General features: G+C 67.5%; 25 protein-coding genes. 9 read left to right on the top strand and 16 right to left on the bottom strand.

Annotated elements, in window-relative coordinates:
* Nucleotides 1–18 precede the first annotated feature (18 nt).
* Entirely contained in the window at nucleotides 19–1,143 is a 1,125-nt protein-coding gene (locus CAP40_RS12260; RefSeq protein ID WP_086129793.1) for a zinc-binding dehydrogenase, read from the bottom strand.
* A gap of 220 nt (nucleotides 1,144–1,363) precedes the next feature.
* Between CAP40_RS12260 and CAP40_RS20470 the strand changes: the two genes are divergently transcribed.
* On the top strand, nucleotides 1,364–1,531 hold the full coding sequence (locus tag CAP40_RS20470) for a hypothetical protein (RefSeq protein WP_167298981.1): 168 nt from the start codon (nucleotides 1,364–1,366) through the stop codon (nucleotides 1,529–1,531).
* 148 nt (nucleotides 1,532–1,679) lie between these two features.
* Here the strand turns inward: CAP40_RS20470 and CAP40_RS12265 are convergent, their stop codons facing one another.
* The 3 genes from CAP40_RS12265 to CAP40_RS12275 form a co-directional block, all read right to left on the bottom strand.
* Nucleotides 1,680–4,646 carry a TonB-dependent receptor gene (locus CAP40_RS12265; RefSeq protein ID WP_256924159.1) on the bottom strand — a complete coding sequence of 989 codons (2,967 nt, stop codon included), beginning with the start codon at nucleotides 4,644–4,646 and terminating at the stop codon, nucleotides 1,680–1,682.
* A gap of 120 nt (nucleotides 4,647–4,766) precedes the next feature.
* Nucleotides 4,767–5,714, bottom strand: coding sequence for a FecR family protein (locus tag CAP40_RS12270; RefSeq protein ID WP_086129795.1), 948 nt, complete (start codon nucleotides 5,712–5,714; stop codon nucleotides 4,767–4,769).
* On the bottom strand, nucleotides 5,711–6,247 hold the full coding sequence (locus CAP40_RS12275; RefSeq protein ID WP_086129796.1) for an RNA polymerase sigma factor: 537 nt from the start codon (nucleotides 6,245–6,247) through the stop codon (nucleotides 5,711–5,713). Before CAP40_RS12275 ends, CAP40_RS12270 begins: the two co-directional genes overlap by 4 nt.
* 187 nt (nucleotides 6,248–6,434) lie before the next feature.
* Here CAP40_RS12275 and CAP40_RS12280 point away from each other — a divergent pair, with 187 nt between their 5' ends.
* The 3 genes from CAP40_RS12280 (at nucleotide 6,435) to CAP40_RS12290 (ending at nucleotide 8,470) form a co-directional block, all read left to right on the top strand.
* Nucleotides 6,435–7,316, top strand: a complete 882-nt coding sequence (locus CAP40_RS12280; protein WP_086129797.1) for a metallophosphoesterase — start codon at nucleotides 6,435–6,437, stop codon at nucleotides 7,314–7,316.
* Between the two features lie 96 nt (nucleotides 7,317–7,412).
* Nucleotides 7,413–8,174, top strand: coding sequence for a nucleoside triphosphate pyrophosphohydrolase (gene mazG, locus CAP40_RS12285; RefSeq protein WP_086129798.1), 762 nt, complete (start codon nucleotides 7,413–7,415; stop codon nucleotides 8,172–8,174).
* Nucleotides 8,174–8,470 carry a YciI family protein gene (locus CAP40_RS12290; protein WP_086129799.1) on the top strand — a complete coding sequence of 99 codons (297 nt, stop codon included), beginning with the start codon at nucleotides 8,174–8,176 and terminating at the stop codon, nucleotides 8,468–8,470. Before mazG ends, CAP40_RS12290 begins: the two co-directional genes overlap by 1 nt.
* Before the next feature lie 4 nt (nucleotides 8,471–8,474).
* Here CAP40_RS12290 and hflX read toward each other — a convergent pair whose 3' ends face one another.
* Together hflX and hfq are read right to left on the bottom strand one after the other, a co-directional pair.
* Complete coding sequence (hflX, locus tag CAP40_RS12295; RefSeq protein ID WP_086129800.1) at nucleotides 8,475–9,764, bottom strand: GTPase HflX; 1,290 nt, start codon at nucleotides 9,762–9,764, stop codon at nucleotides 8,475–8,477.
* Between the two features lie 12 nt (nucleotides 9,765–9,776).
* Nucleotides 9,777–10,262, bottom strand: a complete 486-nt coding sequence (hfq, locus tag CAP40_RS12300; protein ID WP_086129801.1) for an RNA chaperone Hfq — start codon at nucleotides 10,260–10,262, stop codon at nucleotides 9,777–9,779.
* 302 nt (nucleotides 10,263–10,564) lie between these two features.
* Between hfq and CAP40_RS12305 the strand changes: the two genes are divergently transcribed.
* The gene (locus CAP40_RS12305) at nucleotides 10,565–10,882 is read left to right on the top strand and encodes a multidrug efflux SMR transporter (RefSeq protein WP_086129802.1); all 318 of its coding nucleotides are present in this window, start codon (nucleotides 10,565–10,567) and stop codon (nucleotides 10,880–10,882) included.
* 4 nt (nucleotides 10,883–10,886) lie between these two features.
* Here CAP40_RS12305 and CAP40_RS12310 read toward each other — a convergent pair whose 3' ends face one another.
* From CAP40_RS12310 to CAP40_RS12335, 6 genes are all read right to left on the bottom strand, one after another.
* Nucleotides 10,887–12,266, bottom strand: a complete 1,380-nt coding sequence (locus CAP40_RS12310; RefSeq protein ID WP_086129803.1) for a sigma-54 dependent transcriptional regulator — start codon at nucleotides 12,264–12,266, stop codon at nucleotides 10,887–10,889.
* Nucleotides 12,263–14,518 (bottom strand): ATP-binding protein, encoded by a 2,256-nt coding sequence (locus tag CAP40_RS12315; RefSeq protein ID WP_086129804.1) that lies wholly within the window; start codon nucleotides 14,516–14,518, stop codon nucleotides 12,263–12,265. The genes CAP40_RS12310 and CAP40_RS12315 overlap by 4 nt, the downstream gene beginning before the upstream one ends.
* Nucleotides 14,519–14,578: 60 nt before the next feature.
* Complete coding sequence (ntrC, locus tag CAP40_RS12320) at nucleotides 14,579–16,024, bottom strand: nitrogen regulation protein NR(I) (protein ID WP_086129805.1); 1,446 nt, start codon at nucleotides 16,022–16,024, stop codon at nucleotides 14,579–14,581.
* Nucleotides 16,021–17,118, bottom strand: a complete 1,098-nt coding sequence (locus tag CAP40_RS12325) for a nitrogen regulation protein NR(II) (protein ID WP_086129806.1) — start codon at nucleotides 17,116–17,118, stop codon at nucleotides 16,021–16,023. The genes ntrC and CAP40_RS12325 overlap by 4 nt, the downstream gene beginning before the upstream one ends.
* Nucleotides 17,094–18,092, bottom strand: coding sequence for a tRNA dihydrouridine synthase DusB (gene dusB, locus CAP40_RS12330; protein WP_086129807.1), 999 nt, complete (start codon nucleotides 18,090–18,092; stop codon nucleotides 17,094–17,096). Before dusB ends, CAP40_RS12325 begins: the two co-directional genes overlap by 25 nt.
* A gap of 296 nt (nucleotides 18,093–18,388) precedes the next feature.
* Nucleotides 18,389–18,739, bottom strand: coding sequence for an energy transducer TonB (locus tag CAP40_RS12335; protein ID WP_086129808.1), 351 nt, complete (start codon nucleotides 18,737–18,739; stop codon nucleotides 18,389–18,391).
* An 89-nt stretch (nucleotides 18,740–18,828) separates the two neighbouring features.
* On the opposite strand from CAP40_RS12335, the gene CAP40_RS12340 reads away from it, so the two are divergent.
* Both CAP40_RS12340 and CAP40_RS12345 read left to right on the top strand, forming a co-directional pair.
* A complete protein-coding gene (locus tag CAP40_RS12340) occupies nucleotides 18,829–19,956 on the top strand; it encodes a bifunctional 2-C-methyl-D-erythritol 4-phosphate cytidylyltransferase/2-C-methyl-D-erythritol 2,4-cyclodiphosphate synthase (protein WP_086129809.1) in 1,128 nt (375 codons plus the stop codon).
* A 433-nt stretch (nucleotides 19,957–20,389) separates the two neighbouring features.
* Entirely contained in the window at nucleotides 20,390–20,926 is a 537-nt protein-coding gene (locus tag CAP40_RS12345; protein WP_086129810.1) for a CinA family protein, read from the top strand.
* On the opposite strand, the gene CAP40_RS12350 is transcribed toward CAP40_RS12345, so the two are convergent.
* The gene (locus CAP40_RS12350) at nucleotides 20,851–21,348 is read right to left on the bottom strand and encodes a type II toxin-antitoxin system RatA family toxin (RefSeq protein WP_086129811.1); all 498 of its coding nucleotides are present in this window, start codon (nucleotides 21,346–21,348) and stop codon (nucleotides 20,851–20,853) included. The genes CAP40_RS12345 and CAP40_RS12350 overlap by 76 nt on opposite strands.
* A gap of 40 nt (nucleotides 21,349–21,388) precedes the next feature.
* Nucleotides 21,389–22,315 carry a lipoyl synthase gene (lipA, locus tag CAP40_RS12355; protein ID WP_086130086.1) on the bottom strand — a complete coding sequence of 309 codons (927 nt, stop codon included), beginning with the start codon at nucleotides 22,313–22,315 and terminating at the stop codon, nucleotides 21,389–21,391.
* 125 nt (nucleotides 22,316–22,440) lie between these two features.
* Between lipA and CAP40_RS12360 the strand changes: the two genes are divergently transcribed.
* Nucleotides 22,441–23,070: a carbonic anhydrase gene (locus tag CAP40_RS12360; protein ID WP_086129812.1), complete on the top strand. Its 630-nt coding sequence runs from the start codon at nucleotides 22,441–22,443 to the stop codon at nucleotides 23,068–23,070.
* Between the two features lie 9 nt (nucleotides 23,071–23,079).
* On the opposite strand, the gene CAP40_RS12365 is transcribed toward CAP40_RS12360, so the two are convergent.
* The gene (locus CAP40_RS12365) at nucleotides 23,080–23,754 is read right to left on the bottom strand and encodes an ankyrin repeat domain-containing protein (protein WP_086129813.1); all 675 of its coding nucleotides are present in this window, start codon (nucleotides 23,752–23,754) and stop codon (nucleotides 23,080–23,082) included.
* A 54-nt stretch (nucleotides 23,755–23,808) separates the two neighbouring features.
* Nucleotides 23,809–24,582, bottom strand: coding sequence for a polyphosphate kinase 2 family protein (locus CAP40_RS12370; protein ID WP_086129814.1), 774 nt, complete (start codon nucleotides 24,580–24,582; stop codon nucleotides 23,809–23,811).
* Between the two features lie 102 nt (nucleotides 24,583–24,684).
* On the opposite strand from CAP40_RS12370, the gene CAP40_RS12375 reads away from it, so the two are divergent.
* Nucleotides 24,685–25,311 (top strand): DUF805 domain-containing protein, encoded by a 627-nt coding sequence (locus CAP40_RS12375; RefSeq protein ID WP_086129815.1) that lies wholly within the window; start codon nucleotides 24,685–24,687, stop codon nucleotides 25,309–25,311.
* The last annotated feature ends 10 nt before the right edge of the window (nucleotides 25,312–25,321 follow it).

Raw genomic sequence — 25,321 nt, forward strand, 5'->3', positions numbered from 1 at the left:
AGCCGTGCCGGCCGGCCCTCAGCCTCTCGTCGGGTCGATCAGGAACTTCTCGCCCGTCGCCTTGCGCTCATAGCTCCGTAGAACCTCCGGATCGAGCGCCTCGGCGAGGCCGATGACCCGCGTGTAATGGCTGGCGAAAGTCGTCGTCAGCTCGTCCGCCACGCGCCTGCGCATCCGGTCCGCCACTTCCGCACCCGCCTTGCGCAGGAACGGGAAGAGCAGCCAGCCGGAAACGCTCCACTGGAAGCCGAAGGCCAGACGGTTGAGCGTGGTCGGCGACAGGTCGAGCGCGCCATAGATGTAGAGTTGCTTGAAGACCTCCGATCCATAGCGATTATATTCGCTCATGCGCCGGATGGCCGCACGCTCCATGGCCTGGACGATCTCGCTGCCGAGCGTGCCGCCGCCGATCGCGTCAAAGGCGATGGTGGCGCCGGTTTCGGCCACCGCATCGGTGAGCCGGGCCGGGAAATCGGCATCCTTGCTGTTGAGGACATAGGTCGCCCCGATCGCCCGCAATATGTCGGCCTGCGCGTCGGATCGGACGATGTTGATGAGCGGAACGCCATCGGCGAGGCAGATCTTCTGGAGCATCTGGCCGAGATTCGAGGCGGCGGCGGTATGGACGATCGCCGCATGCCCCTCGCGCCGCGCGGTCTCGACGAAGCCCAGGGCAGTCAGCGGGTTCACGAACATCGAGGCGCCGTCGGCGGAAGTCGCGCCTTCCGGCAGCGGCATCACGTCCCGCGCCTTGATCCGGCGATAGTCGGCATACATCGCGCCACCGACCATCCCGACGCGCTTGCCTTCGAGCGCCACCGCGTTCTTGCCGGCGGCGACGACGATGCCGGCGCCTTCATTGCCGACCGGCATCGACTGCCCCACCCTTCCCCGCACGCTCCCCAGCCGCGCGCCGGGCACGGTGAGGGTGAGGCCGGGGCGATCGCCGCCGGTTTCCCGCAACGTCGCCAGATCGGCGGGGCCGAGCAGCAGCCCCAGGTCGCTGGGGTTGATCGGCGTCGCCTCGATGCGGACGATGATCTCGTCGTCGGCCGGCTCGCCGATCTCGACGTCGAGCAGCGACAGGGAGAGCGTGCCGTCCTCGGCGATTTTCGAATGCAGCTCGCGCCCGGCAAATGTCATGTCTCTCTCCGCCTGGATTGGTGAAGCGAAAGAGATGGTGCGGAGCCCGGCGACTGCAAGAAGGATGGAAACAGCGCCACGCGCCGCTCGGCAAGGCGTGAATGTCCTTTTGCGTCCAGCCGCCCCCAAACGGCACGGATCGGCCGCGACTAGGGGTTTCTACGGAATGGGACATGCCCCCCGATCGCTTACTTCCGAACAGGTTGGAGCCGGAGAGGTTATGACCGACAGCAAATATTTCGCGCAGCGCGCCGATGAGGAGCGTGATGCAGCGATGAAAGCCAAGGGAATGGCCAGCTTTCGCGCGCATATGGGCATGGCGCAGGAATATGAGCGCCGCGCGCGTGGCTTCAAACCCCGCCACGCCGACAAGGTCGTGCTCGACTGAGCGTTCTCGGCAGCCGCATCGCGCGGCTTCCCCCTTCCAGGATCGGGCCGATGCCCCTTCCCGCCCCCCCGGGCCTTCGCCGATCCGCGCCTTTGTTCGATCGGCGAAGACCCGCCCCGGCGCGTGCCGGGGCGGAGGTTCTCGCCCGTCAGAACTCGGCGCTGACGCCAAGGGTGAAGGTGCGGCCGCTGGTGGTGTAGACCACCCGGCGCGCGATCGGGCCGCCGGCAAACTGCTCGATCGGCTCGTTGGTGAGGTTGATCCCCTCGGCGATCAGGCGGACGCCCTTCATCAGGTTCACATGCGCCTGGAAATCGATGTTGTGCGTGGCGGCGATATAGTCGCCGACATTCCCCACCGTGCCCAGGCCGGTATAGTATTTGCTGCGATAGGCGTCCGACACGCGCACGCCCCAGTCCTTGTCTTCATAATAGAGCGTCGCGTTCGCCGCCCATTTCGACAGGCTGAACAGCGGCAGGCGGACGAAGCTGTTGCCCACCTTGCCCTGCTGGTGCCCGTCGAACCAGGTGCCGTTGACGACCATGCCGAGATGCTTGAGCGGCCCCGGCAGGAAAGTGAAGTCGTGCTGGAACGCGACTTCGACGCCCTTGATGTCCGCGCCCGGGCCGTTGATGGGCTGGCTCACGTCATAGGGGGTGCTGGCATCCTGGCCCTGGATCAGCAGCGACAGCGGCAGGCCGGTCTGGCCATAGGGGATGGTTACCGTGGACGGCGAGATGAAGCTGTCCATGTTCTTGTAGAAGAAGCCGACCGAGGCGAAGCCGGTGCGGTCCATATACCATTCGATCGAGCCCTCGACCGAGGTGGCCTTGTAGGGCTTGAGGAACGGGTTGCCGAGGCTGAGGCTGCCGCCGTTCGGGCGCGTGGTGATCGAGCCGGCCGCAGCCAGGTCGCCCAGGCCCGGACGGTTGACGTTGCGGCTGGCGCTGACGCGCATCACCAGGTTCCTGGTCACGTCGAGCGCGACATTCGCGGCGGGCAGCCAGCCATTGCTGTTGTTCTCGATCGAGACCGGCACGAAGCCGCCGCTGGAGGCAAGATGCCCCGACGAGGTCAGATCGGTGGAGAAGTAACGCAGGCCCGCATTGGCGCGCAGGCGCATGTCGCCGATATGGGTATCCAGGTCGAACTGGGCGAACCCGTTCCAGGTCTTCTCGTCGACCCGGTAGTCGCTGCCCGCCTGCAGATTGGCGGCGCTCAGGTCGCGCTTGTCGCCGACATAGGCATAGACCGCATCGACATTGCCGACGATGTACTGAAGCAGCGTGTCGGGCCCGACGAGCTGTTTCATGCCGTTCGGCACCGGGATGTTCGCCGGCACGTTGTGGAACACCTTGTTGGCCCAGGTATAGCCCGTGTTGGTGAACTTCTTGTAGGCGCCGCCGGCCTTGAAGGTCAGGCCGCCGCCCAGGTCATAGGCGGCATCGAGCTTGCCGTTGAGATAGCGGTTGGTGATCGCATTCTCCTGCACGTCCAGGCGCTGGACGGTCCAGAGATCGGGGTTCCTCAGGTCGATGCCATAGGTGTTGGCCGGGATGCGCGGACGGGTGTCGTAGCTGAACGGCGTCTGCTTCGCCTCCATGAACACCTTGTCGAACACCGGCTGGGCGAAGTCCGACTGCTCATAGCCGCCCAGCGCGTGGATGGTCAGCCGATCGCCGATCTTCCAGCTCAGATTCGCGACGCCCTGATAGAAATCGGTGTGGTTCTTGACGATGTGGTGCTCGGAACGCAGGTCGATGCCCGTATAGCTCGCCGCGCGCAGCGTGTTGGTATCATCGATCACGGCGCTGCGGATCACCTGCGTGCCGCCGACGCTGGAGCCGGTCAGCGGGTTGCTGCCCGCGGTGGCCAGCGCATAATCGTCGCGATAGTCCCACAGGCGGCCATAGAGGAAATCGACGTCGAGCTTGAAATCGTCGCCCGGATGATACTGGACCGACGAGGTGATGCCGAGCCGGCGGCGATCGGTATACCAGGTCGAGGGCGACTGGGCAGTCGGCTGGTACACGCCGGCGAGCAGCTTGGCACGGGTCGCCGCGTCGATCTCGGGGCCGATATTGGCGGCACCATATTTGGTCAGGCCCCAGCCCCAGTTGCGATAGCCATATTCGTTGCTCTTGATCTGGCTGTAGGCGACCGAGACCAGCGCACCGAAATCGCCGGAACGAGTCGAAGCCAGGCCGACGACGCGCGGAGTGACGCCGCTGGTGTTGGTGTTGGTCTGGCCCTTGGCCGAGACGACGAACTTCGAACCGTCATAATCGAACGGCTTGGCGCTGTAGAGCTGCACGGTGCCGGCAATGCCGCCCTCGTCCTGCTCCGCCGCGAACGACTTCTGCACCGCGACACGGTTGAACAGCTCGGACGCGAACAGGCTGTAGTCGAACGAGCGCGAACGGCTGACCGCGCCGCGATTGTCCATGCCCGAGGCGGTGTTGCCCATCACTTCCATGCCGTTCAGCTGGGTGCGGGTGAAATCCGCGCCCAGGCCGCGCAGCGCGATCTGCCGGCCCTCGCCGGTGTCGCGGGTGATGGTGATGCCGGGGATGCGCTGCAGCGCCTCGGCGAGGTTCAGGTCGGGAAAGGCGGCGATATCGGAAGCGACGATATTGTCCTCGGCGCCGACTGCCTTGCGCTTCAGCTGCTGCGCCGCGGTAAGACTCTCGCGATAGCCGGAAACGACGATCTCGGACTCTTCCTGGACGCGTGGCGCCTCGGGCTCGGCCTGCGCAGCGGCTTGCGCGACCGGCTTGGCGGCACCGGCATGAACGGCGCGGCGCGGCGCGGCCACGGCCCGCGCGGACGTAAGCACCACGACGCCGCCGCGCATCGAGGCGGTCAGATTGGTGCCGCGCAGCAGCTGGTCGAGCGCCGCACGCACGGTGAGCGCCCCCCGCACCCCGCCGGTGCGGCGGCCGGCGACCAGGTTCGGCGCGACCACCACCTGCACGCCGGTGGCCTGCGAGAACTGCGAAATGGCGCTGCGCAGGTCCGATGCGCCGATGTCGAAGCGCATCTGCACATGCATCGAGACTTCGGCACCGCGCGCCTGGGCCATGGCCGGCATGGCGAGCATGATTGCCACTGCCATGAGTGAAATTCCCCTAGTGCGATCCATTATGTTCCTCCGCTCGGGCGCGAGGTGCGCCTCCGGGGAGGAAGACGGGGGTCGATCAGCTTCCGGACAAAAGAATTTTATTGCAGCGCAATGTCATCGATCTGACGGCTGGGTGACACCTTCCCGGGTCGGGATCAGATGCAGCTCGTCTCCCTTGCGAACGACCTGGAAATCATAGGCAGCGCCCATCGCGCCAAGCAATTGCCGCGGATTATCAAGGCGGAACCGCCCTGCAACCGCGATCGCTGCCAGCGGCTTGGGCGGCGGAGCGATGAACGAGCCACCGCGGCGATTGAGCGCATCGACCAGGTCGCCGAGCCGCATATTGTCGATGTCGAGCCAGCCCTGGCGCCAATCCTGTTGCGTCGCATCGAAGCGCGTCGGCGCGCGCGCCTGGCCGCCGGCGAAGCGGCTGCGCCACCCGGCTTCGACGATCACCGCTTGTTTGTCGGCTCCGTCCCCACCGAAGCGCACCTTGCCGCGATAGACTGCGATGCGAACACCGCTGCTCGCGATATCGATGTCGAACGCAGTGCCGAGCACCCGTGTCGCCGATCCCTCGGCATGCACGGTGAAGGGCCGGTCGGGCCGATGGGCGATGTCGAAATAGGCCTCGCCGCGCTGCATCGTCACCGTCCGACGATCCGTACCCAATGTCACGTCGAGACTGGTCGCGCCGTTGAGGTGGAGTTTCGAGCCATCGGCAAGCGCAACGTCGAGCTGCTGGCCCCGCGCGGTCTCGTAATGGATCGGCGCGGGCGCGGCGGCGCGGTACCAGCCTGCCTGCCAGCTGCCGATGCCGATCGCGGCGACCAGCGCCAGCGCGCCGCCGGTACCGATCGCGCGGCGGCGATTGGCGCGCATAGCCTGGACGTCTCCGTCCGACAGGCGTGGAAGCTGGCCCATCGCATCGGCGAGCGCCGGATCGTCGAGCATCGCCTGGATATCGGCCGCCCCGGCGGGTGGCGCCTCGCCGAGCACTGCCTCGTCCTCGCGCATCGCCCAGTGGGCGGCATCCCGCAGCACCGCGCGCCGGCTCATCGGGCCGCCCCCGCCGGCAAGCCGCGCCGTTCGAGCGCCGCGCGCAGATCGGCGGCCGCGCGGGTGCAATGCTTCTCCACCGCGGCGAGGCTCATCTCGAGGTCGGCGGCGATGATGGCGCAGGCCACGCCGTCGAGCCGGCGGCGCAGGAACACTTCGCGGCGCAGCGGCGGCATCACCTTGAGTGCCGCGACCAGGATGTCCACGCGCTGGCGATAATCCAGGATTTCCTCGGCCCGCGGCAGGGGGCAGGCGATGTCCTCCGCCAGCTCGGCGGCCTCCGGCATCGCGCTGCGGCGCCGGAAATGATCGAAGACCAGGTTGCGTGCCACCGCGAAGCAGAAGGCGCCGACATCGGCGACTCCGCGCGTGCGGCGATAGTCATAGAGGCGGACATAGGTTTCCTGGACGATGTCCTCGCCCTCGTCCCGATCGCGCAGCCGGCCCTCGACGAAGCGCTGGAGCGCGGCACGCAGCGCCACTTCCTCGGCCGCCGCATGGCGGCGCGCGACGATGGCGGTCAGTTCGTTCATCGCGCCACCTCCTCGCCAGGCCCTGCCTGCCCCGTCATGCCGCTCCTCCCCCGGGGAATCACCCTGCCCCTGCGAGGGCTAGGCCCGCTCCATGAAGCGCGCATGACAGCCGGGCCCGCTCCGGCTGCTTAAAACTGCAACCTGGCGCGCCTAAGCCACCGCGAATCGAGCTGGAGGGAAGGAAGCGATGCGGTGGACGGTCATGCTGGCGCTGGCGGCACTTGGCGCAGCGCCCGCGCCACAAGCGGAGAAGCCGGCCTTCAGCATCGGTGCGATCGCGGACGCGCAATATGCCGATGCTCCCGACAATGGCCAGCGCATGTACCATACGACGCCGGGCAAGCTCGCGGCCGCGGTGGAGGATTTCAATCGCCAGCGGCTCGCCTTCGTCGTCCATCTCGGCGATTTCATCGACAAGGACTGGGCCAGCTATGATGCGATGCTGCCGATCACGCGGCGGCTGCGGCATCCGGTGCATTTCGTGCTGGGCAATCACGAGTTCTCGATCGACGATGCCCACAAGCCCCAGGTGCCGGCCAAGCTCGGCATGCCCCGGCGCTATTACAGCTTCGAACGGCAGGGCTGGCTGTTCCTGGTGACCGACGGCAACGACCTGAGCAGCTATGCCTGGCCGGCCGGCAGTCCCGAGCACAAGAGGAGCATGGCCGCGCATGCCGCCCTCTATCCCGACAAGCCGCTATGGGACGGCGGCATCGGCGGCGAGCAGCTGGCCTGGATCGACAGCGAGCTGACGCGGGCGGACAGGCGCAAGCTCAAGGTCATGCTGTTCAGCCACTTCCCCGTCTGGCCGGAAAATCCCCATAATCTGTGGAACGCTCCGGCGGTGACGGCCCTGCTCGAGCGCCACCCCTCCGCCAAGATCTGGCTCGACGGGCACAACCATGACGGCAATTATGGCGAACGGGGCGGCATCCATTATGTGAACATGAAGGCGATGCTCGACACGACCGAGACGAGCTATGCCCGGCTCGACTTCTTCGCCGATCGCGTCGAACTGCGCGGCACCGGGCGGCAAGGCGACCTGGTGCTCAGGCTTCGTCCCGACTGACCTTGCGGCATCCGGCGCGTATCGGCAGGTGCACAAGGCTTTCCTTCATATGGACGGCTTCCTAGGGTCGCCGCCGCATCCTCCGGAGTCCCAGCCTTGACCGTACCCGCCACTGCCATCGACCGTCTCGTCGCCATCATGGCACGGCTGCGCGACCCCGTAAGCGGTTGCGAATGGGATACCGTGCAGACCTTTGCGACGATCGCCCCCTATACGATCGAAGAAGCCTATGAAGTTGCCGACGCGATCGAGCGCCGCGACATGGCCGACCTCAAGGACGAGCTCGGCGACTTGCTGCTCCAGGTGATCTTCCACAGCCGCATGGCCGAGGAAGCCGGCGATTTCGCGCTGGTCGACGTCGCCAATGCGATCAGCGACAAGATGGAGCGCCGCCACCCGCACATCTTCCTGGGCGCCGCCGAGGGGGGCCATCACCTCTGGGAGCAGATCAAGGCGTCGGAGCGCGATGCGAAGGGGCATGCGAGCGCACTCGACGGCGTGGCGATCGGCCTCCCCGCTTTGCTGCGGGCGGAGAAGCTGCAGAAACGCGCCGCCCGCACCGGGTTCGACTGGCCCGATCCCAGCGGCGCCCGCGCCAAGATCGACGAGGAACTGGCCGAGGTCGAGGCTGCGGAAACGCCGGCCGAAATCGAGGAGGAAATCGGCGACCTGCTGTTCGCGATGGTGAACTGGGCGCGCAAGCTGGGTGTGGACCCCGAGGCCGCGCTGCGCGGCGCGAATGGAAAATTCGAAAAGCGTTTCAAGGCGATGGAAGCGGAAGCTGGCGATGCCTTCGAGGATCTCGACCTCGATGCCAAGGAAGAACTCTGGGTAAAGGCCAAGCGCGAGGAAGCCTGATGCGCGACTATATCCTGCTCATGCACAATGACGTTTGCGAGGCGCCGACGCCCGAAATGTGGCAGTCCTATCTCGAGCAACTCAGGATCGGCGGCCGCTTCGATGGGGGGAGCGCGATCGCGGCTGGCGAAAGCCTCCGCAAGGACGGCACGCCGGCACCGCTTTCCGAACGCCTCGGCGGCTATCTTCGCGTTCGGGCAGAAGATCTCGAAGAGGCCAAGGCCTTCCTCGCCGGCAATCCTGTCTATGAGTGCGGCGGCACTATCGAGGTGCGCGAACTGCCGCGGGAGCGTTGATCGCTCAACCCCGCGTCAAGAACCGCTCATAGTCCCGCGGCGCCATCCGCACCTCATAGACCGCCCGTTCCCCGTCCATGCCCTGCTCGAGCACTTCGCCATGCTGGTGGAGCCAGGCAGCAGCCGCGCCATCGGCGGGATCCAGGTGGATGGTGTAGCGGCGATGCCCTTCGGTGAGGCGCGCAGCGACGGCGGTGATGAGGGCTTCCACCCCCTCCCCGCTCACGGCCGAAACCGGCATCACATCCTCGCGCTTCGCCGCCTCGGCGAGCAAGTCGTCACGGGCTTCGCCGTCGAGCAGGTCGATCTTGTTCCAGGCCTCGAAGCGTGGCGTGGTCTCGGCAACGCCGATATCCGCCAGCACCTGCTCGACATCGTCCTTCTGCGCCTCGCTGTCCGGATGCGCGATGTCGCGGACATGGATCAGCAGGTCGGCGGAGACGACCTCTTCCAGCGTCGCCTTGAACGCCGCGACGAGTTGGGTCGGCAGCTCGGATACGAAACCGACCGTGTCCGATAGGATCGCCTTGTCGATGCCCGGCAGCGAGATCTGGCGGAGCGTGGGATCGAGCGTGGCGAAGAGCAAATTCTCCGCCATGACGTCACTTCCGGTCAACCGGTTGAAAAGCGTCGACTTTCCAGCATTGGTATATCCCACCAGCGCGATGATCGGCCAGGGCGCGCGCTGGCGGCGATCGCGGTGGAGCGTGCGGGTACGGCTGACCGAATCCAGCTCGCGGCGCAGGCGCGCCATGCGGTCGCGGATCAGCCGGCGGTCCGCCTCGATCTGCGTTTCGCCCGGGCCGCCGAGAAAGCCGAAGCCGCCGCGCTGCCGCTCGAGGTGCGTCCAGCTGCGCACCAGGCGGCCGGCCTGATAGTCCAGATGCGCCAACTCGACCTGAAGCCGGCCCTCGGCGGTGCGCGCGCGCTCGCCGAAGATCTCAAGGATGAGGCCGGTGCGGTCGATCACCTTGCAGCCCAGCCCCGTCTCGAGGTTGCGCTGCTGCACCGGCGTGAGGCTGGCATCGAACACGGCCAGCGTGAGCTCCCTGTCGCGCACGGTCTCGGCCAGCGCCTCGACCTGGCCCGAGCCGATCAGCGTGCCCGGCTTGGGCGCGCGGATGCGCAGGGGCACGCGCTCGATCACGTCGACGCCGATCGCCGCGGCCAGGCCGGCGGTCTCCTCCAGGCGCGCCTCCGCATCGCGCGAGCTGCCGCCAAGGTCCGGATAGACCACGACCGCCCGCGCGCCCCGGGTGAATTCGTCGGGGTCGCGCTCGAAACCGGTAGTCATGCTGGGCGCGCCTCAGTCGTCGCTATTCTGTTCCTCGGCGAGGTTCAGCGGGTGCGCCGGCTGGATCGTCGAGACGGCATGCTTGTAGACCAGCTGGGCCATGCCCTCGCGCTGGAGCAGCATGCAGAACAGGTCAAAGGCCGCGATCTGGCCCTGGAGCATCACGCCATTGACCAGGAACATCGTGACATTTTCCTGCTGGCGGCGAACCGCGTTGAGGAAAATCTCCTGCAATACCGGGTTCTTGGACTGAAATTCTCCCACCGCTTCGAGAAGCGGGGCAAGGTCCACCGGGCCCGACGGCATGATCGTGGAGATCGCGTGCTTGTAGATGAGCTGCGACTGGCCGTCGCGGCGGAGCAGCACCGAAAAATTGTCGAACCAGGTGACGATCCCCTGGAGCTTGACGCCCTTGACGAGGAACATCGTGACCGGCGTCTTCGACCGGCGCAGCGAGTTGAGGAAGAGATCCTGAAGCGAGGTCTGCTTTTCGGCCATCGGTCGTGACTCTCATTCTTGGCGGGAGTTTCCCGCATGGCGCCGTTCTCTGGCGTCGGAGCGCGCGCCCGTCCGGCGCGCAGCGGCGCCCTTTTATGCTCTGAGGGCCGGATCGTCCAGCGAAGTTGCGGGCATCCCTCGCCGAAGTCGACCGAGGCCGATCCTGGAGCGGCGGCGCGATATCCCGCATTGCAAGCGGCCCGCCGCGTCCCTAGATGTCCGGCGCGAGGCAACGTCCTCCCCCTCCCTTGCGAGGGCAGAAGTCCGGGACGGCCCGGCCCTTTTCCGAAAGGAGGGGCCGTATGCCCTGGATATTGTTGCTCTTCGCCGGCCTGCTCGAAATCGTCTGGGCCTTCGCCATGAAACAGTCGCAGGGCTTCACGCGCCTGGTCCCCACGCTGACCATGACCGGCGCGATGCTGGGCAGCTTCGGCCTGCTCGCGATCGCGATGCGCAGCCTGCCGCTGGGCACTGCCTATATGGTGTGGACCGGCATCGGCGCGGTCGGCGCCTTCGCGGTCGGCGTGCTGGTGCTCGGCGAGAGTGCGGGCGCGCTGCGGCTCGCGGCCGCGGCGATGATCCTGGGCGGGCTGGTGCTGATGAAGCTCGCCTCGTCCTGAGCCGTTATTCCTCCCGGCTGTCGGTGATCCCCAGCAGCTTCAGCTTGCGGTGGAGCGCCGAGCGCTCCATGCCGATGAAGCTGGCGGTGCGCGAGATGTTGCCCGAGAAGCGACGGATCTGGACGCGGAGATATTCGCGCTCGAAGCTCTCGCGCGCCTCCTTGAGCGGAGCGCCCATGATCGCGTTGGTGCCCATCGCGCCGCCATTGTCGGCCGGGCGGCCCAGCACTTCCGGAGGCAGCAGGTCGAGGTCGATCCGGCCGATCCGGTCCCCCGGCGCCAGGATCACCGTGCGCTCCACCACGTTGCGCAGCTGGCGGACATTGCCGGGCCATTCATAGCTCTGCAGCGCCACCATCGCATCGGGCGCGATCTCCGGCGTCGGCACGCGGCGCTCATTGGCATAATGCGCGACGAAATGCTCGACCAGGACGGGAATGTCCTCGCGCCGCTCGGTAAGCGGCGGGATCGACACCGGCACCACATTGAGGCGGTAATAGAGGTCCTCGCGGAAGCGGCCCTCCGCGATCTCGTTCATCAGGTCGCGCGCCGTGGCCGAGACGACGCGGACATCGACCTTGACCACACGGGTGCCGCCGACGCGCGTGAAGCTCTGGTCGGTCAGCACGCGCAGGATCCGCGCCTGGGTGGCCACCGGCATGTCGGCGATCTCGTCGAGGAACAGCGTGCCGCCATGCGCCTGTTCGAGCAGGCCGGTGCGAACCAGGTCTCCGCCCTCCTCCACGCCGAACAGCTCCTCCTCCACGCGCTCGGGCTGCATGCGCGCGGCGCTGACGATGACGAACGGAGCGGAAGCGCGCTGGCTCCAGCCATGGAGCAGCCGGGCGGCGACTTCCTTGCCGGTGCCGGCACTGCCCGTGATCAGCACGCGGCTGCCGGTGGACGCGACCCGCTTGAGGGTGGCGCGGACGGTGTTGATCGCGCCCGACTGGCCGGTCAGATCCTCCTCGCGGCCGATCGAGGCGCGCAGCGAGGCGACTTCGCGCTTGAGCCGCTCGGTCTCGGTGGCCCGCTCGACCAGGAACAGCAGGCGCTCGGCCTCGAACGGCTTCTCGATAAAGTCCGAGGCGCCGCGGCGGATCGCGGCCACGGCGGTATCCAGATTGCCGTGACCGGAGATCACCAGCACCGGGATCGAGGGATCGCGGCGTTTGATCTCGTCGAGAATCTCGAGCCCGTCGAGCCGCGAGCCGTGCAGCCAGACGTCGAGCAGCACCAGGCTGGGGCGGCGCTCCGCGATCGCCTCCAGCGCCGCATCGCTGTCCGCCGCGCCGCGCGTCGAATAGCCTTCGTCCTCCAGGACACCGGCCACCAGTTCACGGATGTCGCGCTCATCGTCGACGACCAGGATATCGAGGCTCATGATTTGGCACTTCCACTACGCGTAAGCACGGCGGGGCGCGGCTCCTCGCCGCCCTCGCCCTCGGAGGTGCTCGCCATCTCGGCGAGCTGATCGGTGTCGAAGCAGATCGTCACCAGCGTGCCGCCGCCCGGGCGGTCGGAAAAGGCGATGGTGCCGAAATGCTCCTCGACGATCTTCTTCACGATCGCGAGGCCAAGGCCGGTGCCGCGGCTGCGCGTCGTCATATAGGGTTCGACGATCCGATCGCGCTCGACCGGCAGGCCGATGCCATTGTCGGCCAGCGTGAGCGCGATCCTGCCCTTCGCCTCCGGGCCGATCGTCATGACGATCTCGCCGCGAGGCAGCGCCTCCCCCTCCCCACGCGCCTCGATCGCCTCGACCGCATTCTTGACGATGTTGGTGAAGGCCTGGCCGATCTGGCGGCGATCGCAGATCAGGCCGGGCGCGGGATCGGGCGCGTCCATCTCGAAGCGGATCGTGGGATGCGCGACTTCGTGGAGGAACATCGCCTGGCGCGCGATGTCGAGCAGCGACTCCTGGCGGAACACCGGCTTGGGCATGCGCGCGAACGAGGAGAATTCGTCGACCATGCGGCGCAAATCCCCCACCTGGCGGACGATCGTGTCGGTCAGTTGGGCGAAGGTGCCGTCCTCGGGCTCGATCTTCTTGCCGTAGCGGCGCTTGAGGCGCTCGGCGGCGAGTTGGATCGGGGTGAGCGGGTTCTTGATCTCGTGCGCGATGCGCCGCGCGACGTCGGACCAGGCAGCGCGGCGCTGGTCGTTCAATTGCTGGGTGATGTCGTCGAAGGTGAGCACCCGGCCTGCCTCGTCGCTGGTGACCTTCACGGCGAGCGTGCGCGCATCACCGCCAGTGCCGAGCTGGATCACCGCCTCGCGGTCGCCGCTGTCGAGCAGGGTGTCGAGCTCGGGCGCCAGCTCGCGGAGCGGATGGCCGACAAGCTCCTGCTCGCCTGGGTGGAGCAGCTCGATGGCCGATTCGTTGATAAGGCGCACGTTGCGCTGGGCATCGATCGAGACGACGCCGGCCGAAACGCCCGACATCACCGCTTCGATCAGCTTGCGGCGGCTCTCGAGCTGGGCATTGGCGGTTCGCAGCTCGCCCGTCTGATGCTCGAGCCGCTCGGTCATGCCGTTGAACGCGTTGCCGAGCGTGCTGATCTCGTCGCCGGTCTGCGGAATGTCGACACGCGCGGCAAGGTCGCCGCCGGCGACGCGCCGCGCGGCGATGACCAGCTGCTCGACCGGCTGAACCAGGCGATCGGCGACGGCGAGCGCGATCCAGGTCGCGATGCTGACGATCAGCAGCGCCACGCCGAACAGGACCGCATTGAACTGGAGCTGGAGCGAGCGGGAACGCGCCTGGAGCGCGTTGAACTCGGCGACGATCCGGTCGGCGCCCGAATTCTGGCGGTTCATGAAGCCCACGTTCACGCTGTTGGCGACGTAGAGGAAGATGTTCCGCGACCGATCCAGCGGCGTCACCACCCATTGTTTCTCGGCATCGAAATTCGTGTAGCTCTGCTCGTCGCGCAGGAGGTTCAGCACCTGGCCGGAAACGCGCGCGGCAAAGATCTTCGCCGGGGGAGCCTCCCAGGTGTACATCGCCTCTACCTGCTTGCCGTCGACCACGCGGAACACCACCGCCTGGTCGAAGGAGCGATAGTAGAGCTGCTCCAGCAGCTTGCGCTGGAAGGCCGAGGAATTCGCCGGGATCTTCGGGAAGAGCTCGGTCAGGTCGTCGACCATGGTCCGCGCCTCGGTGGCCCAGCGCTGGGCCACCAGGCCCCTGCCTTCCTTGGCAAGGTCGGTCGTCGCGTCGAATGCGCCCCGCGCCCGCTCCGAGCCCCAAAGCTGCACGCCGGACTGGAACATCACCGAAGCCGCGATCACGGTGAGCACGATCGGGATGCTCGCCATCAGGGTGAACACCGCGACGAGGCGCACATGGAGCCGCCCGCCGCCGGCCAGCGCCGACTTGGTGGCGCGGTGGATGGCGATCCGCCGGCCGATCAGCACGATCAGCGCGACATAGGGCAGCAGGTTCGCCAGCAGCAGCGATGCCGCGACGCCGGGATTGAACACCTGGTGCGCGAAATTGCGGACGAACAGGAAAGTCGCCACCGGCGTGGCGATGGCCAGCGCCACCACCACCATCTCCAGCATCCGGATAGGCGCCAGCCGCCGCGGCTGCGGCGTTGCCTGGATCAGGGGCTCGGCGGTGAGGGCATCCATTCCCGGCAAGCTAGAGCGAGATTGTGGCAAAAAGAACACATAATATCGCTCAGCCTGTCGCTATTCGGCACCATCCGGGCGATTGGGGCCGAGATCGATGCCCAGCGTGTCGAGGCGCTTGCGCAAAGTGTTGCGATTGATCCCCAAGGCGCGGGCGGCACGCAGCTGGTTGCCGCCGTGACGGGCCAGCATCGCCTCGATCAGCGGACGCTCCACCTCGCCGATGATCCGGTCGTAGAGCGTGCCGTCGTCGAGCGTGCGGGGCTCCTCGATCGCGATGCGTTCGAGCCGCGCGCGCACCGCCGCCTCGATGCCTTCGTCGCGAGTCGACTGGACCGGCATCGAGCCCGTCTCGCCCAGCGCCCGGCGCAGCCCCTCGCCATCGATCACTTCGTCGCGGCTGAGCGCGGCGATGCGGCGCATCAGATTCTCGAGCTGGCGGACATTGCCGGGCCAGTCATAGCCTTCGAGCACCCGCACCGCATCGGCCGCAAGGCTCTTGCGCGGCAGGCCGTCCTCGGCGGCGCGGTCGAGGAAATGGCGGGCGAGCAGCGGCACGTCGTCGCGGCGCTCGCGCAGGGAGGGCAGCGCGACGGGGACGACGTTGAGCCGGTAGAAAAGATCTTCCCGGAACTGCCCCGCCTGGACCAGCGCGGCCAGGTCCTTGTTGGTGGCGGCGAGGATGCGCACGTCCGCCTTGATCGCGCGGGCGCCGCCGACGGTGGTGAACTCGCCCTGCTGGAGCACGCGGAGCAGGCGCGTCTGTGCGTCCATCGGCATGTCGCCGATCTCGTCGAGGAACAGCGTGCCGCCCGCCGCCTGCTCGAACCTGCCGGCAACCCGCGCCTGGGCGCCGGTGAAGGCGCCGCGCTCATGGCCGAACAGCTCGGCCTCGATCAGTTCGCGCGGGATCGCGGCCATGTTGAGCGCGACGAACGGCGCGCGGCGGCGGGGCCCGAGATCGTGGATAGCCTTGGCGACCAGTTCCTTGCCGGTGCCCGATTCGCCCGAGATCAGCACGGTGAGATCGTTGGCGACCACGCGGGCGATGACGCGATAGACTTCCTGCATCGCCGGCGAGCGGCCGATCAGCGCGGAGCCGCCGCTCAGCTCCTCGTCGGGCAGCACCGCGGGGGCGTGGCGGCCGCGCGCAATGGCGCTGCGCACCGCCTGGCCTAGCACTTCGAGGTCGAACGGCTTGGGAAGATAGTCGAAGGCGCCGACTTCGGTGGCCCGCACCGCTGTCGCCAGGGTGTTGCGTGCCGAGAAGACGATCACGGGGAGCGCGGGATGCTCGGCGGTGAGCCTCACCACTTCGTCGAGGCCGTTGCCATCGGGCAGCACCACGTCGGTGACCAGCACATCGGGCAAGGCCGCGTCGATCGCGCGGCGCAGCTCGGCCAGGCTGGCTGCCGTCGTGACGGCATGGCCTTCGCGGCGCAGCGCCGCTGCCACCACTGTGCGGATCGCGCTGTCGTCGTCGACGACCAGGACCGAGCCGGTCATGCCCGGGCCCTTGGCAGGAGGATGCGGAAGACGGTCATCTCGGGCGTGCGCTCGCGGGCATATTGGACGATGCCGCCCTGATCGCGGACCAGCTTCTCGACCAGCGGCAGGCCGAGCCCCTTCCCCTCGGGCTTGCCGGAGACGAAGGGCTCGAAGAGATGCTCGGCGATATCGTCGGGCGCGCCGGGGCCGTTGTCCATGACGAGGATCTCGATCGGCAACGGCTGGCGCGGGCGGCCGCTGCCGGTGCTCACCGACATGCCGTGGCGATAGGCAGTGGAGAGGATGATCCGCGGCTGGGCGAGCCCGGCCAGCGCCTCGGCGGCGTTCTTGAGCAGGTTCATCATCACCTGCTGGAACGCATCGGGATCGATCAGCACCGGCGGCAGCGAGGGATCGAAGCGCTCCTCGATCACCATCCCCCGCGCGAACCCGGCCAGCGCGACGCGGCGGGCATGGTCGAGCAGCGGATAGATGTTGGTCGGCTCGAGCTTGAGCGGCCGGGTGTCGGTGAAATCCTGCATCCGGTCGATCAGCGCGGCGATGCGGTCGACCTCGGTGGTGATCAGGCCGGTGAGCTCGCGATCCTCGCCCGAGCTGGCGAGCAGCTGGGCGGCGCCGCGGATGCCCGAAAGCGGGTTCTTGATCTCATGCGCCAGCATCGCCGCCGCCCCCACCGCGGCGCGCGCCCCGGCGGTGCGGTCCGCCCCTTGCGCCACCCGGCGCGACTGGGGAGCGTGGTGGAGCGTGACGATCCGCCAGCCCGGATGATCAGCGACATGGCTCTCGACGAAGTCCACCCGGACGCGCGGGCCGCGCACCGCCTCAATCTCGGTGTCGAAGGCAGCGAAACCGTGCCCGTCGCGGCGCTCGACATAGCCGTCGGGCGGGCTCAGCACCGCGTCATAGGGCTGGCCGATCATCGTCGTCTCGGCATGGTTGAGCAGCGCCTCGCACGCCGCATTGGCATGGGCGATGCGGCCGTCGGGATCGATGACGAGGACGGCGACCGGCAGGGCGGCGAACGTCTCGGCGAAGTTCGGCCCGAGAGCCGGTGCCGGACGCCGCCTCAGGCCGCCGCGCGGGAACGCCACGGCGCGTAGAATTCGTCGAGCATCGCCAGCACCGTGTTGGCGTCGGCTATCTGGTTGACCTTGTTGCGGAACTCCGCCGAGCCGGTGAGGCCCTTGGTGTACCAGCCCAGATGCTTGCGCATCATGTTGACGCCGGTCATCTCACCATAATGTTCGAGAGACTCAACGTAATGCTCTATGATAACACGATATTGTTCGTCGATACTCGGATCGGCGCGCTCGCCCTTGCCGGTCAGCGCATCCATCACCTGGCGCAGGATCCACGGCTTGCCATAGGCGCCGCGCCCGATCATCAGCCCGTCCGCGCCGGACTGCCGGAGCGCCTCGCGGGCGTCCTCGACCGAGCAGATATCGCCATTGACGATCACCGGGATCGACACCGCGTCCTTCACCGTGCGGACGAAGCTCCAGTCGGCCGAGCCGCGATACATCTGGTTGCGCGTGCGGCCATGGACGGTGACCATCTTCACGCCCAGGTCCTCGGCGATGCGCGCCAGCTCGGGCGCGTTGAGGCTGTCATGACACCAGCCCATTCGCATCTTGAGCGTGACCGGCACCTTCACGGCCTTGACACAGGCATCGACGATCGCAGCGGCATGCTTCAGGTCGCGCATCAGCGCCGAGCCGGCATCGCCATTGGTGACCTTGCGGACCGGGCAGCCCATGTTGATGTCGATGATCGCGGCGCCGCGATCCTCGTTGAGCTTGGCGGCCTCGGCCATTTCGGGCGGCGAGCAACCCACGAGCTGCATCGACACCGGCTCCTCGATCGGATCCCAGGCGGCCTTCTGGATCGACTGGCGCGTATCCCGAATGGCCGCCGCGCTGGCGATCATCTCCGTGACGTTCAGCCCCGAGCCGTAGCGGCGCACCGCGCGGCGGAACGGCAGGTCGGTCACGCCCGTCATCGGCGCGAGCAGCACCGGCGCTTCGACCGTTACCGGGCCGATCTGGATGGGGGCGAGTTCACTCATGATGCTGCCTGAAAAATAGGCAGAGGCGCCTACAGGTACAAGCGGCGATTGGCAAGTGGGGCTTCGGACGGGGAAGTCGCACCGTCTCGCCCTGATTTGCGACCGACGCGCCGATCCCGCATGCAAAGGCACGCGCGAATTTCGATGGCCGGACAACGCAAGGGGAGGCCGAGCCCTGAGGCTCGTGGAGGATTTCCTGCATTGGGGAAAGCCACACGCCAACGGGCGGCCCGCCGGACCGGGATGCACGACCGCGGCACCGAGCACGGCATGCCCCCTTCCCCCGGAGTCCCTGGCTAGCGGCGTGCCCGCGGCGGCCAATGGATGGTGGTTTGGTACTCGGCCGTGAAACTGCCCGCAGGACCGATGGCGGGCGTGAACCGTGCGCGCTTCGACACAAGCCGGCAGGTCTCGTGATCGAGCAGCCTCGTGCCGCCGGATCGGATGATCCTGCAGCCCGTCACTTCCCCCTCTTCTCCCACCTGCAGTGCAATCCTGACGGTCGTCCGAACGCGATTGCGGCCCGCTTCCGGCGGATAGTCGCGATCCGTGATCCAGGGCTCGCCATGGATCGGCCGCGGTGCGGTGGTGACCGTCTGATCGGGCTCTTCCTGGGCGAGAAACGCGAGCGCGGTAAGGACGAGCATCCATGCCTCCGATTCGCGTCGATACTAGGCCAGCGCTCGATCAAATCAAATGGTGGCAGCCCCCCGGGCCATGCGCTAGGCGGCAGACGATGAGGACCGCCGCCATCATCGTCGCCGCAGGAAACGGCACCCGCGCCGGGGGCAGCATGCCCAAGCAGTTCGCGCTGCTGGCCGGCAAGCCGATGCTGGCGCATAGCCACGCCGCCATGACGTCCCATCCGGACATCGACACGGTGCTGGTGGTAATAGGCCAGGGCCAGGAGGAAGTCCTGCGCGCGGCTCTGGGCGATGCGCCCTTCACCGTCGGCGGCGCGAGCCGTCGCGAGAGCGTGGCCAGCGGGCTGGCGGCGCTGGAGGAAGCCGATCGGGTGCTGATCCACGACGCCGCCCGCCCCTTCCTGCCCCATGCGGTGATCGACCGGTTGCTGGTGGCGCTGGAGACGCATGACGGCGCGATTCCTGGGCTGCCGGTGGCGGACACGCTCGTCTCCGCCTCCGGAGCGTCCGTTCCGCGCGACGGGCTGGTGCGCGTGCAGACGCCCCAGGCCTTCCGCTATGCCGCCATAGCGCAGGCCCATGCCGCCTGGCCCGGAGACGAGGAAGCGACCGACGATGCGCAGATGCTGCGCGCGCTGGGAATGGAAGTCGCAATCGTGGAAGGCAGCGCGATGCTCGAGAAGATCACCCACCCCGCCGATTTCGCCGCGGCCGAGGCACGGCACGGCGCCGCGATGCGCGTGCGGACCGCAACCGGATATGACGTGCACCGCTTCGCCGAGGGCGAGGAACTCTGGCTGGGCGGGGTGCTGGTGCCGCATGCGCGCGGGCTTTCCGGGCACAGCGACGCCGATGTCGCGCTGCATGCGATCACCGACGCGCTGCTCGGCACGATCGGCGCGGGCGATATCGGCATGCACTTCCCGCCCAGCGACCCGAAATGGCGCGGAGCGGCTTCGGCACGGTTCCTGGAACAGGCCGCCACGCTGGTTGCGGCCGAGGGCGGCGTGATCGACTTCATCGACCTGACGATCATCTGCGAGGCCCCCAAGATCGGGCCGCACCGGGAGACGATCCGGGCAAGCATCGCGGGGATATTGGGGCTGTCGGTATCGGCGGTGAGCGTGAAGGCGACCACGACCGAACGGCTGGGCTTCACCGGGCGCGGCGAAGGCATGGCGGCCCAGGCGATCGCCACGGTGCGGGTGCCGGCCGCCTGAAGCCCTCCCGCCCTTGGGGGGCTCAACCGCTCGTCCTGGACATTTTCGATTTCGTGCGAAGGCGCGGAGATTCTTGTTCGCGCAGAGGCGCAGAGGTGTCTCGCGCCGCGCTAGCGGCGCACGCCATTGCAGCGCTTCCGGAACCACCTGCCGCTGCCGCGGCGCTGGAACCAGCCGGGAGCAAAGCCTCTCTGCGCCTCTGCGCGAACCATCCTCTTCTTCTCCGCGCCTTCGCGTGAACGAACAGCTTTTCCGTGCGCCATTGCCCGAGATCCCCGTTTTCGCCGGGATGACGATCGGGAAAGGCTCGCTGCCACATACTCCCCCTCTCCCCGGCCTTCTCCCGGAACGGGGAGAAGGCAAAGGCGTCCGGCCCCTTCCGGGAACGAACTGACTCGCGTCGGCAACAATAGGGTGGCAAAGGCCCGCCCCTATGGACACGATTCTCCCGCCGGAGCTGGTCGCCGCCGCGCGCAAGGTGCTCGACGCCAATCGCGCCGCCGGCCGCCGCGTCGCCGTTGCCGAGAGCTGCACCGGCGGCCTCGTCTCGGCCGCGCTCACCGAGATTCCCGGCTCGTCGGACGTCTTCGACGCCGGCTTCGTCACTTATTCCAACGAAGCCAAGCACGACGTGCTGAAGGTGGGCAGCGACGTGCTGGAGACGTTCGGCTCGGTCTCCATCGCCGTCGCGTGGAGCATGGCGCGGGGCGCGCTGGAACGCACCCATGCCGATGTCGCCGTGGCGATCACCGGCATCGCCGGTCCCGATGGCGGCAGCGAGAAGAAGCCGGTGGGCACGGTGGTGTTCGCCCAGGCCATGCGCGGCGCCGATCCCGATCACATCGTGGCGGACGCCCGCCACTTCGAGAATAACGGCCGCGCCGGCGTGCGGCTTCAGGCGGCGCTGTGCGCGCTCGAGCTGCTGATGCCCGGCGCCTCGGCGCCCGAGGCCGACGTCGAATCGCCATAGAGGCGCGCCGCGCGCTCCTCGAACGCATTGATCATCTTGCGGAGTGCCCGGTCGAACATCTGGCCGGCCAGCATCTCGAACACCCGGTTCTTGAAGGCGAAGTCGACCGAGAAGTCGACCAGGGAGCCGCCCTGCCCGTCCGGACGGAAGCCCCAGTCGTTGCTCAGGTGCTTGAGCGGGCCATCGACATATTCGATGTGCAGCCCGCCGGGACGCTGCTTCTCGACCTTGGAAGTAAAGGTCTCGCGCAGCCCCTTGAAGCCGACGATCATGTCCGCAACCATCTGGGTATCGCTGTTCGAGCGCACGCGGATCGCGCTGACCCAGGGCAGGAACTCGGGATAGCGCGCGACGTCCGCCACCAGGTCGAACATCTGCTCCGGCGTATAGGGAAGCGGGCGCGTTTCGGAATGCTTGGGCATCGAACTCAGTTCGTCAACCGGGCGAAAGCCGGGATGACGCTCATTTTACAGCCTTCGCCAGCTTCGCCTCGCGCGCGGCCTTCATCTCGGCGAAATCCTCGCCGGCATGATAGCTGGAGCGCGTGAGCGGCGACGAGGCGACCTGGAGGAAGCCCTTGGCCCGGCCGATCGCGCCATAGGCCTGGAAGGCCTGGGGCGTGACGAACTCCTCGACCTTGGCATGGCGCGGCGTCGGCTGGAGATATTGGCCCATGGTGAGGAAATCGATGTCGGCCGAGCGCATGTCGTCCATCACCTGGTGCACTTCCAGGCGCTGCTCGCCCAGGCCGAGCATGATGCCCGACTTGGTGAAGATCGTCGGATCGAGCCGCTTCACCGTCTCCAGCAGGCGCAGCGATGCATAATAGCGCGCGCCGGGGCGGATGTTCGGGTAGAGCCTCGGCACCGTCTCGAGATTGTGGTTGTAGACGTCCGGCCGGGCGGCGACGATCGCTTCGACCGCGGCTTCGTGCTTGTTGCGGAAATCGGGCGTGAGGATCTCGATCGTCGTGGTCGGGTTGGCCTTGCGGATTTCCTGGATCACCTTGACGAACTGCGACGCGCCGCCGTCCGGCAGGTCGTCGCGGTCGACCGAGGTAATGACGATATGTTCCAGGCCCATCTGCGCGGCGGCCTCGGCCACATGCTGCGGCTCCAGCGGATCGACCTTGCGCGGCATGCCCGTCTTGACGTTGCAGAAGCGGCAGGCGCGGGTGCAGACGTCGCCCAGGATCATCACCGTGGCATGCTTCTTGGTCCAGCACTCGCCGATGTTCGGACAAGCCGCTTCCTCGCACACGGTGACGAGGTTCTTCGCGCGCATCAGCGCCCGCGTCTTGGCGAAGCCTTCCGAAGTGGGCGCTTTCACCCGGATCCAGTCCGGCTTGCGCTGGCGTTCGGGGCGAGGCTGCGGCGAAAGATCGTTCATGCTGGCCAGATAGAGCGGGTCGGCCGGCGATTCCAGCCCCGGTTGCACTTTCGTCAATCGAAGGCCCGAGCAACAGTTCGATACAAATCTTGGCAGCCGCACGCGCGGGCGTTAGGGCATCGGCCATGACCGATTTCACCGACCTGCTCGACGGCTATCAGCGTTTCCGGACCAGCGAGTATCGCCGCCATCGCGACCGGTGGTCGGGCCTGAGCGAGGGGCAGAGCCCGCGGGTGATGGTGATCGCCTGTTCGGACAGCCGAGTCGACCCCGCCCAGATCTTCGACACCGTGCCGGGCGAGATCTTCGTGGTGCGCAACGTCGCCAACCTGGTGCCGCCCTTCGAGGACGATGCCAGCCGCCACGGCGTCTCCGCCGCGCTGGAGTTCGCGGTGAACCAGCTCGAAGTGCCCGAGATACTGGTGCTGGGGCATGGCGCGTGCGGCGGCGTGGCGGCGGCCCTGTCGCAACGCTTCAAGGGCGCGCCGAACGGCCAGGGCGGCTTCATCGCCCATTGGGTCGACATGCTCGACCCAGCGCGCGAGCGAATCGTCGCGGAGCACGGCACCGGGCCCGAGGCGGTGCGCGCGCTGGAACTGGAGACAGTGCGGGTGTCGCTGGTCAACCTGATGACCTTCCCGTTCGTCGCCGAGCGGGTGGCGGCAGGCAGGCTGAAGCTCCACGGTGCCTATTTCGCCATCGCCGATGGCGTATTGCACGTGATGGACGCGGACGGGGCGTTCGCGCCGGCCTGACGCGGCGATTCAGTCCGGCGCGACCGGATGGCCGATCAGATTGACCTGCATCGGCCTATGATCCGGGTGGATGCGGTGCGGGCCGAAACAAAGCAGGCGGAGGATGTCCGACGAGCGATTGGCCCAGCTCGCCCAGCTCAAGGGCGAGTCGCCCCGGGCATCGGCCTGGTCCAAGCGCGCACCCGCGGCGAGCAGCGCTTCGATCGATCCGCGCGTACCGAAGGCGGCGGCGCGGTGGAGCGGCGCTTCGCCATAGGTCCGGCAGTCGCGCATGAAGCAGCCTGTCTCCGCTCCATCGATCGTCGTCCGGTTCGGATCGGCGCCATGGGCCAGCAATACCCGAACGACCTGCTCGTGCTCGATGCTCTCGAAGCGGTTGAGCGCGGCATGCAGCGGCACCTCGCCGCAATCCTCGAGCGTACGGTTTGGGTCGGCGCCCTGCTCGAGCAGGAATTCGCAGAGTCGCCAATGGCCGTGAAAGGCCGCGCCGTTCAAGCCCAGCCCTTCACCGAGCCCGGCCAGCGCCGCGCCCCGGCCAAGCAGGAACCGGATCGCGCTGACATCGCCATAATAGGCGCACCATTGAAGGAGGCTGGCGCCCTCGACCCGGGCATCGAAGGCGCCTCCCCCCTCGATCCAGTCGAGGACCAGATCGGTACGCCCGGCTGCTATGCGTTCGAGCATCGGCTGTCTCCGTGCGACGCGCCGTCCCTGTGCCGGCGTCGAGGTCTTCTAGTCCTAGAGCCCCAGCGCCTTCCTCGCGACCTTCTCCACTTCGGGATCGAGCTTGGGCGGCTCCATCGGCACATGCGCCTCCAGCACGTCGGCGATGGCGGTGAGCGCGGCGATGCGCGCCGCCTTCTTGTCGTTGCCGTCGATCACGATCCAGCGCGCATGCTCGGTGCTGGTGCGCGCGAACATCTCGTGCATCGCTTCGAGATACTGGGGACGCTTGGCGCGATTGCGATAGTCCTCGAGCCCGGTCTTCCAGCGCTTCCAGGGGTGCTCCAGCCGATCCCTAAGGCGCTTGTCCTGGGTCTTCTGCGTCACATGGACGAAGACCTTGACCAGCGTGGTGCCCGCCGTGACCTGCTGCGCTTCGAAATCGTTGATCTCGTCATAGCCGCGCTCCCATTCGGCACGGTTGGCGAAGCCCTCGACCCGCTCGACGAGGACGCGGCCGTACCAGCTGCGGTCGAAGATCGCGATGTTGTGCTGGGCGGGCAACCGCCGCCAGAAGCGCCAGAGGAAGTGATGGGCCAATTCCTCCTGGGTGGGGGCGGAGATCGGCCAGACCTCGTAATAGCGCGGGTCCCATTCGGCGGTAAGGCGCTGGATGATGCCGCCCTTCCCCGCCGCGTCCCAGCCCTCGAACGCGATTATCGCGCGGCGCCGATGGACGATGTGCGCATAGTGGATATGGCTCAGCCGCTTCTGGATTTTGGCAAGCGCCTTGTCATAATCGCCGTCGAAATCCTTGCCCGCTTCATAGTCGCCCAGATCAATCTTCATGCCGCCTCCATGCGCGCCGAACGCACGATCCGCCTTGTCGCTCCCGCTGGCAAGCAGGAACGCGTGGCGCTATCCTGGCCGGCGAGAAAAGGGGGAAGCACGATGTTCAAGCCGATCACGCACAATCTTGCGGGACTGGCGCGCTTTTCGGGGCGCGACACGCGCGAGACCTTCTGGCCCTATGCCCTGACGCTGTTCGTGCTGGCGATGGCCGCCTCCGCCCTGGTCGCGATGCCGGCGATACTCGGGACGATGGCGAAGATGCAGCGCTTCGCGGCCGAGCATCCCGACCAGGCCACCGTCCGGCAGGGCCCCGGCTCCTATTCGATCCAGATCCACGGCTCCCATCCCGAGCTGATGCCCGACATGGGGGGCATCCTGCCCGGATTGGCGATCGTGCTGCTCGTCTTCGTGGTGCTGGTGGCCGCCGCGGTGGTGCGGCGGCTGCACGATCGCGGGAAGAGCGGCGCCTGGGCGCTGCCGCCCCTGATCTTCCTTGCGATCGGCATGATGCTGATGCCACGGCTGTTCGACGCCGCGCAAGGCGCGCCGAACCTGTCGCTGCTGCCCCTGCTGTTCGCCAACAACCTGCTCTATCTTGCCTCGCTCGGCTGGCTCCTGGTCCTGCTCGCGGGCGACGGGACGGCGGGCCCCAATCGCCATGGCGAGGACCCGACGCCTGCGGAAGTGCGCCAGCGCCGGCGATCGCCGCCGCGCCCGCGCGACTGAGCGGCCTGCC

The sequence above is a fragment of the Sphingomonas sp. IBVSS2 genome (assembly GCF_002127225.1).
GTDB lineage: Bacteria > Pseudomonadota > Alphaproteobacteria > Sphingomonadales > Sphingomonadaceae > Sphingomonas.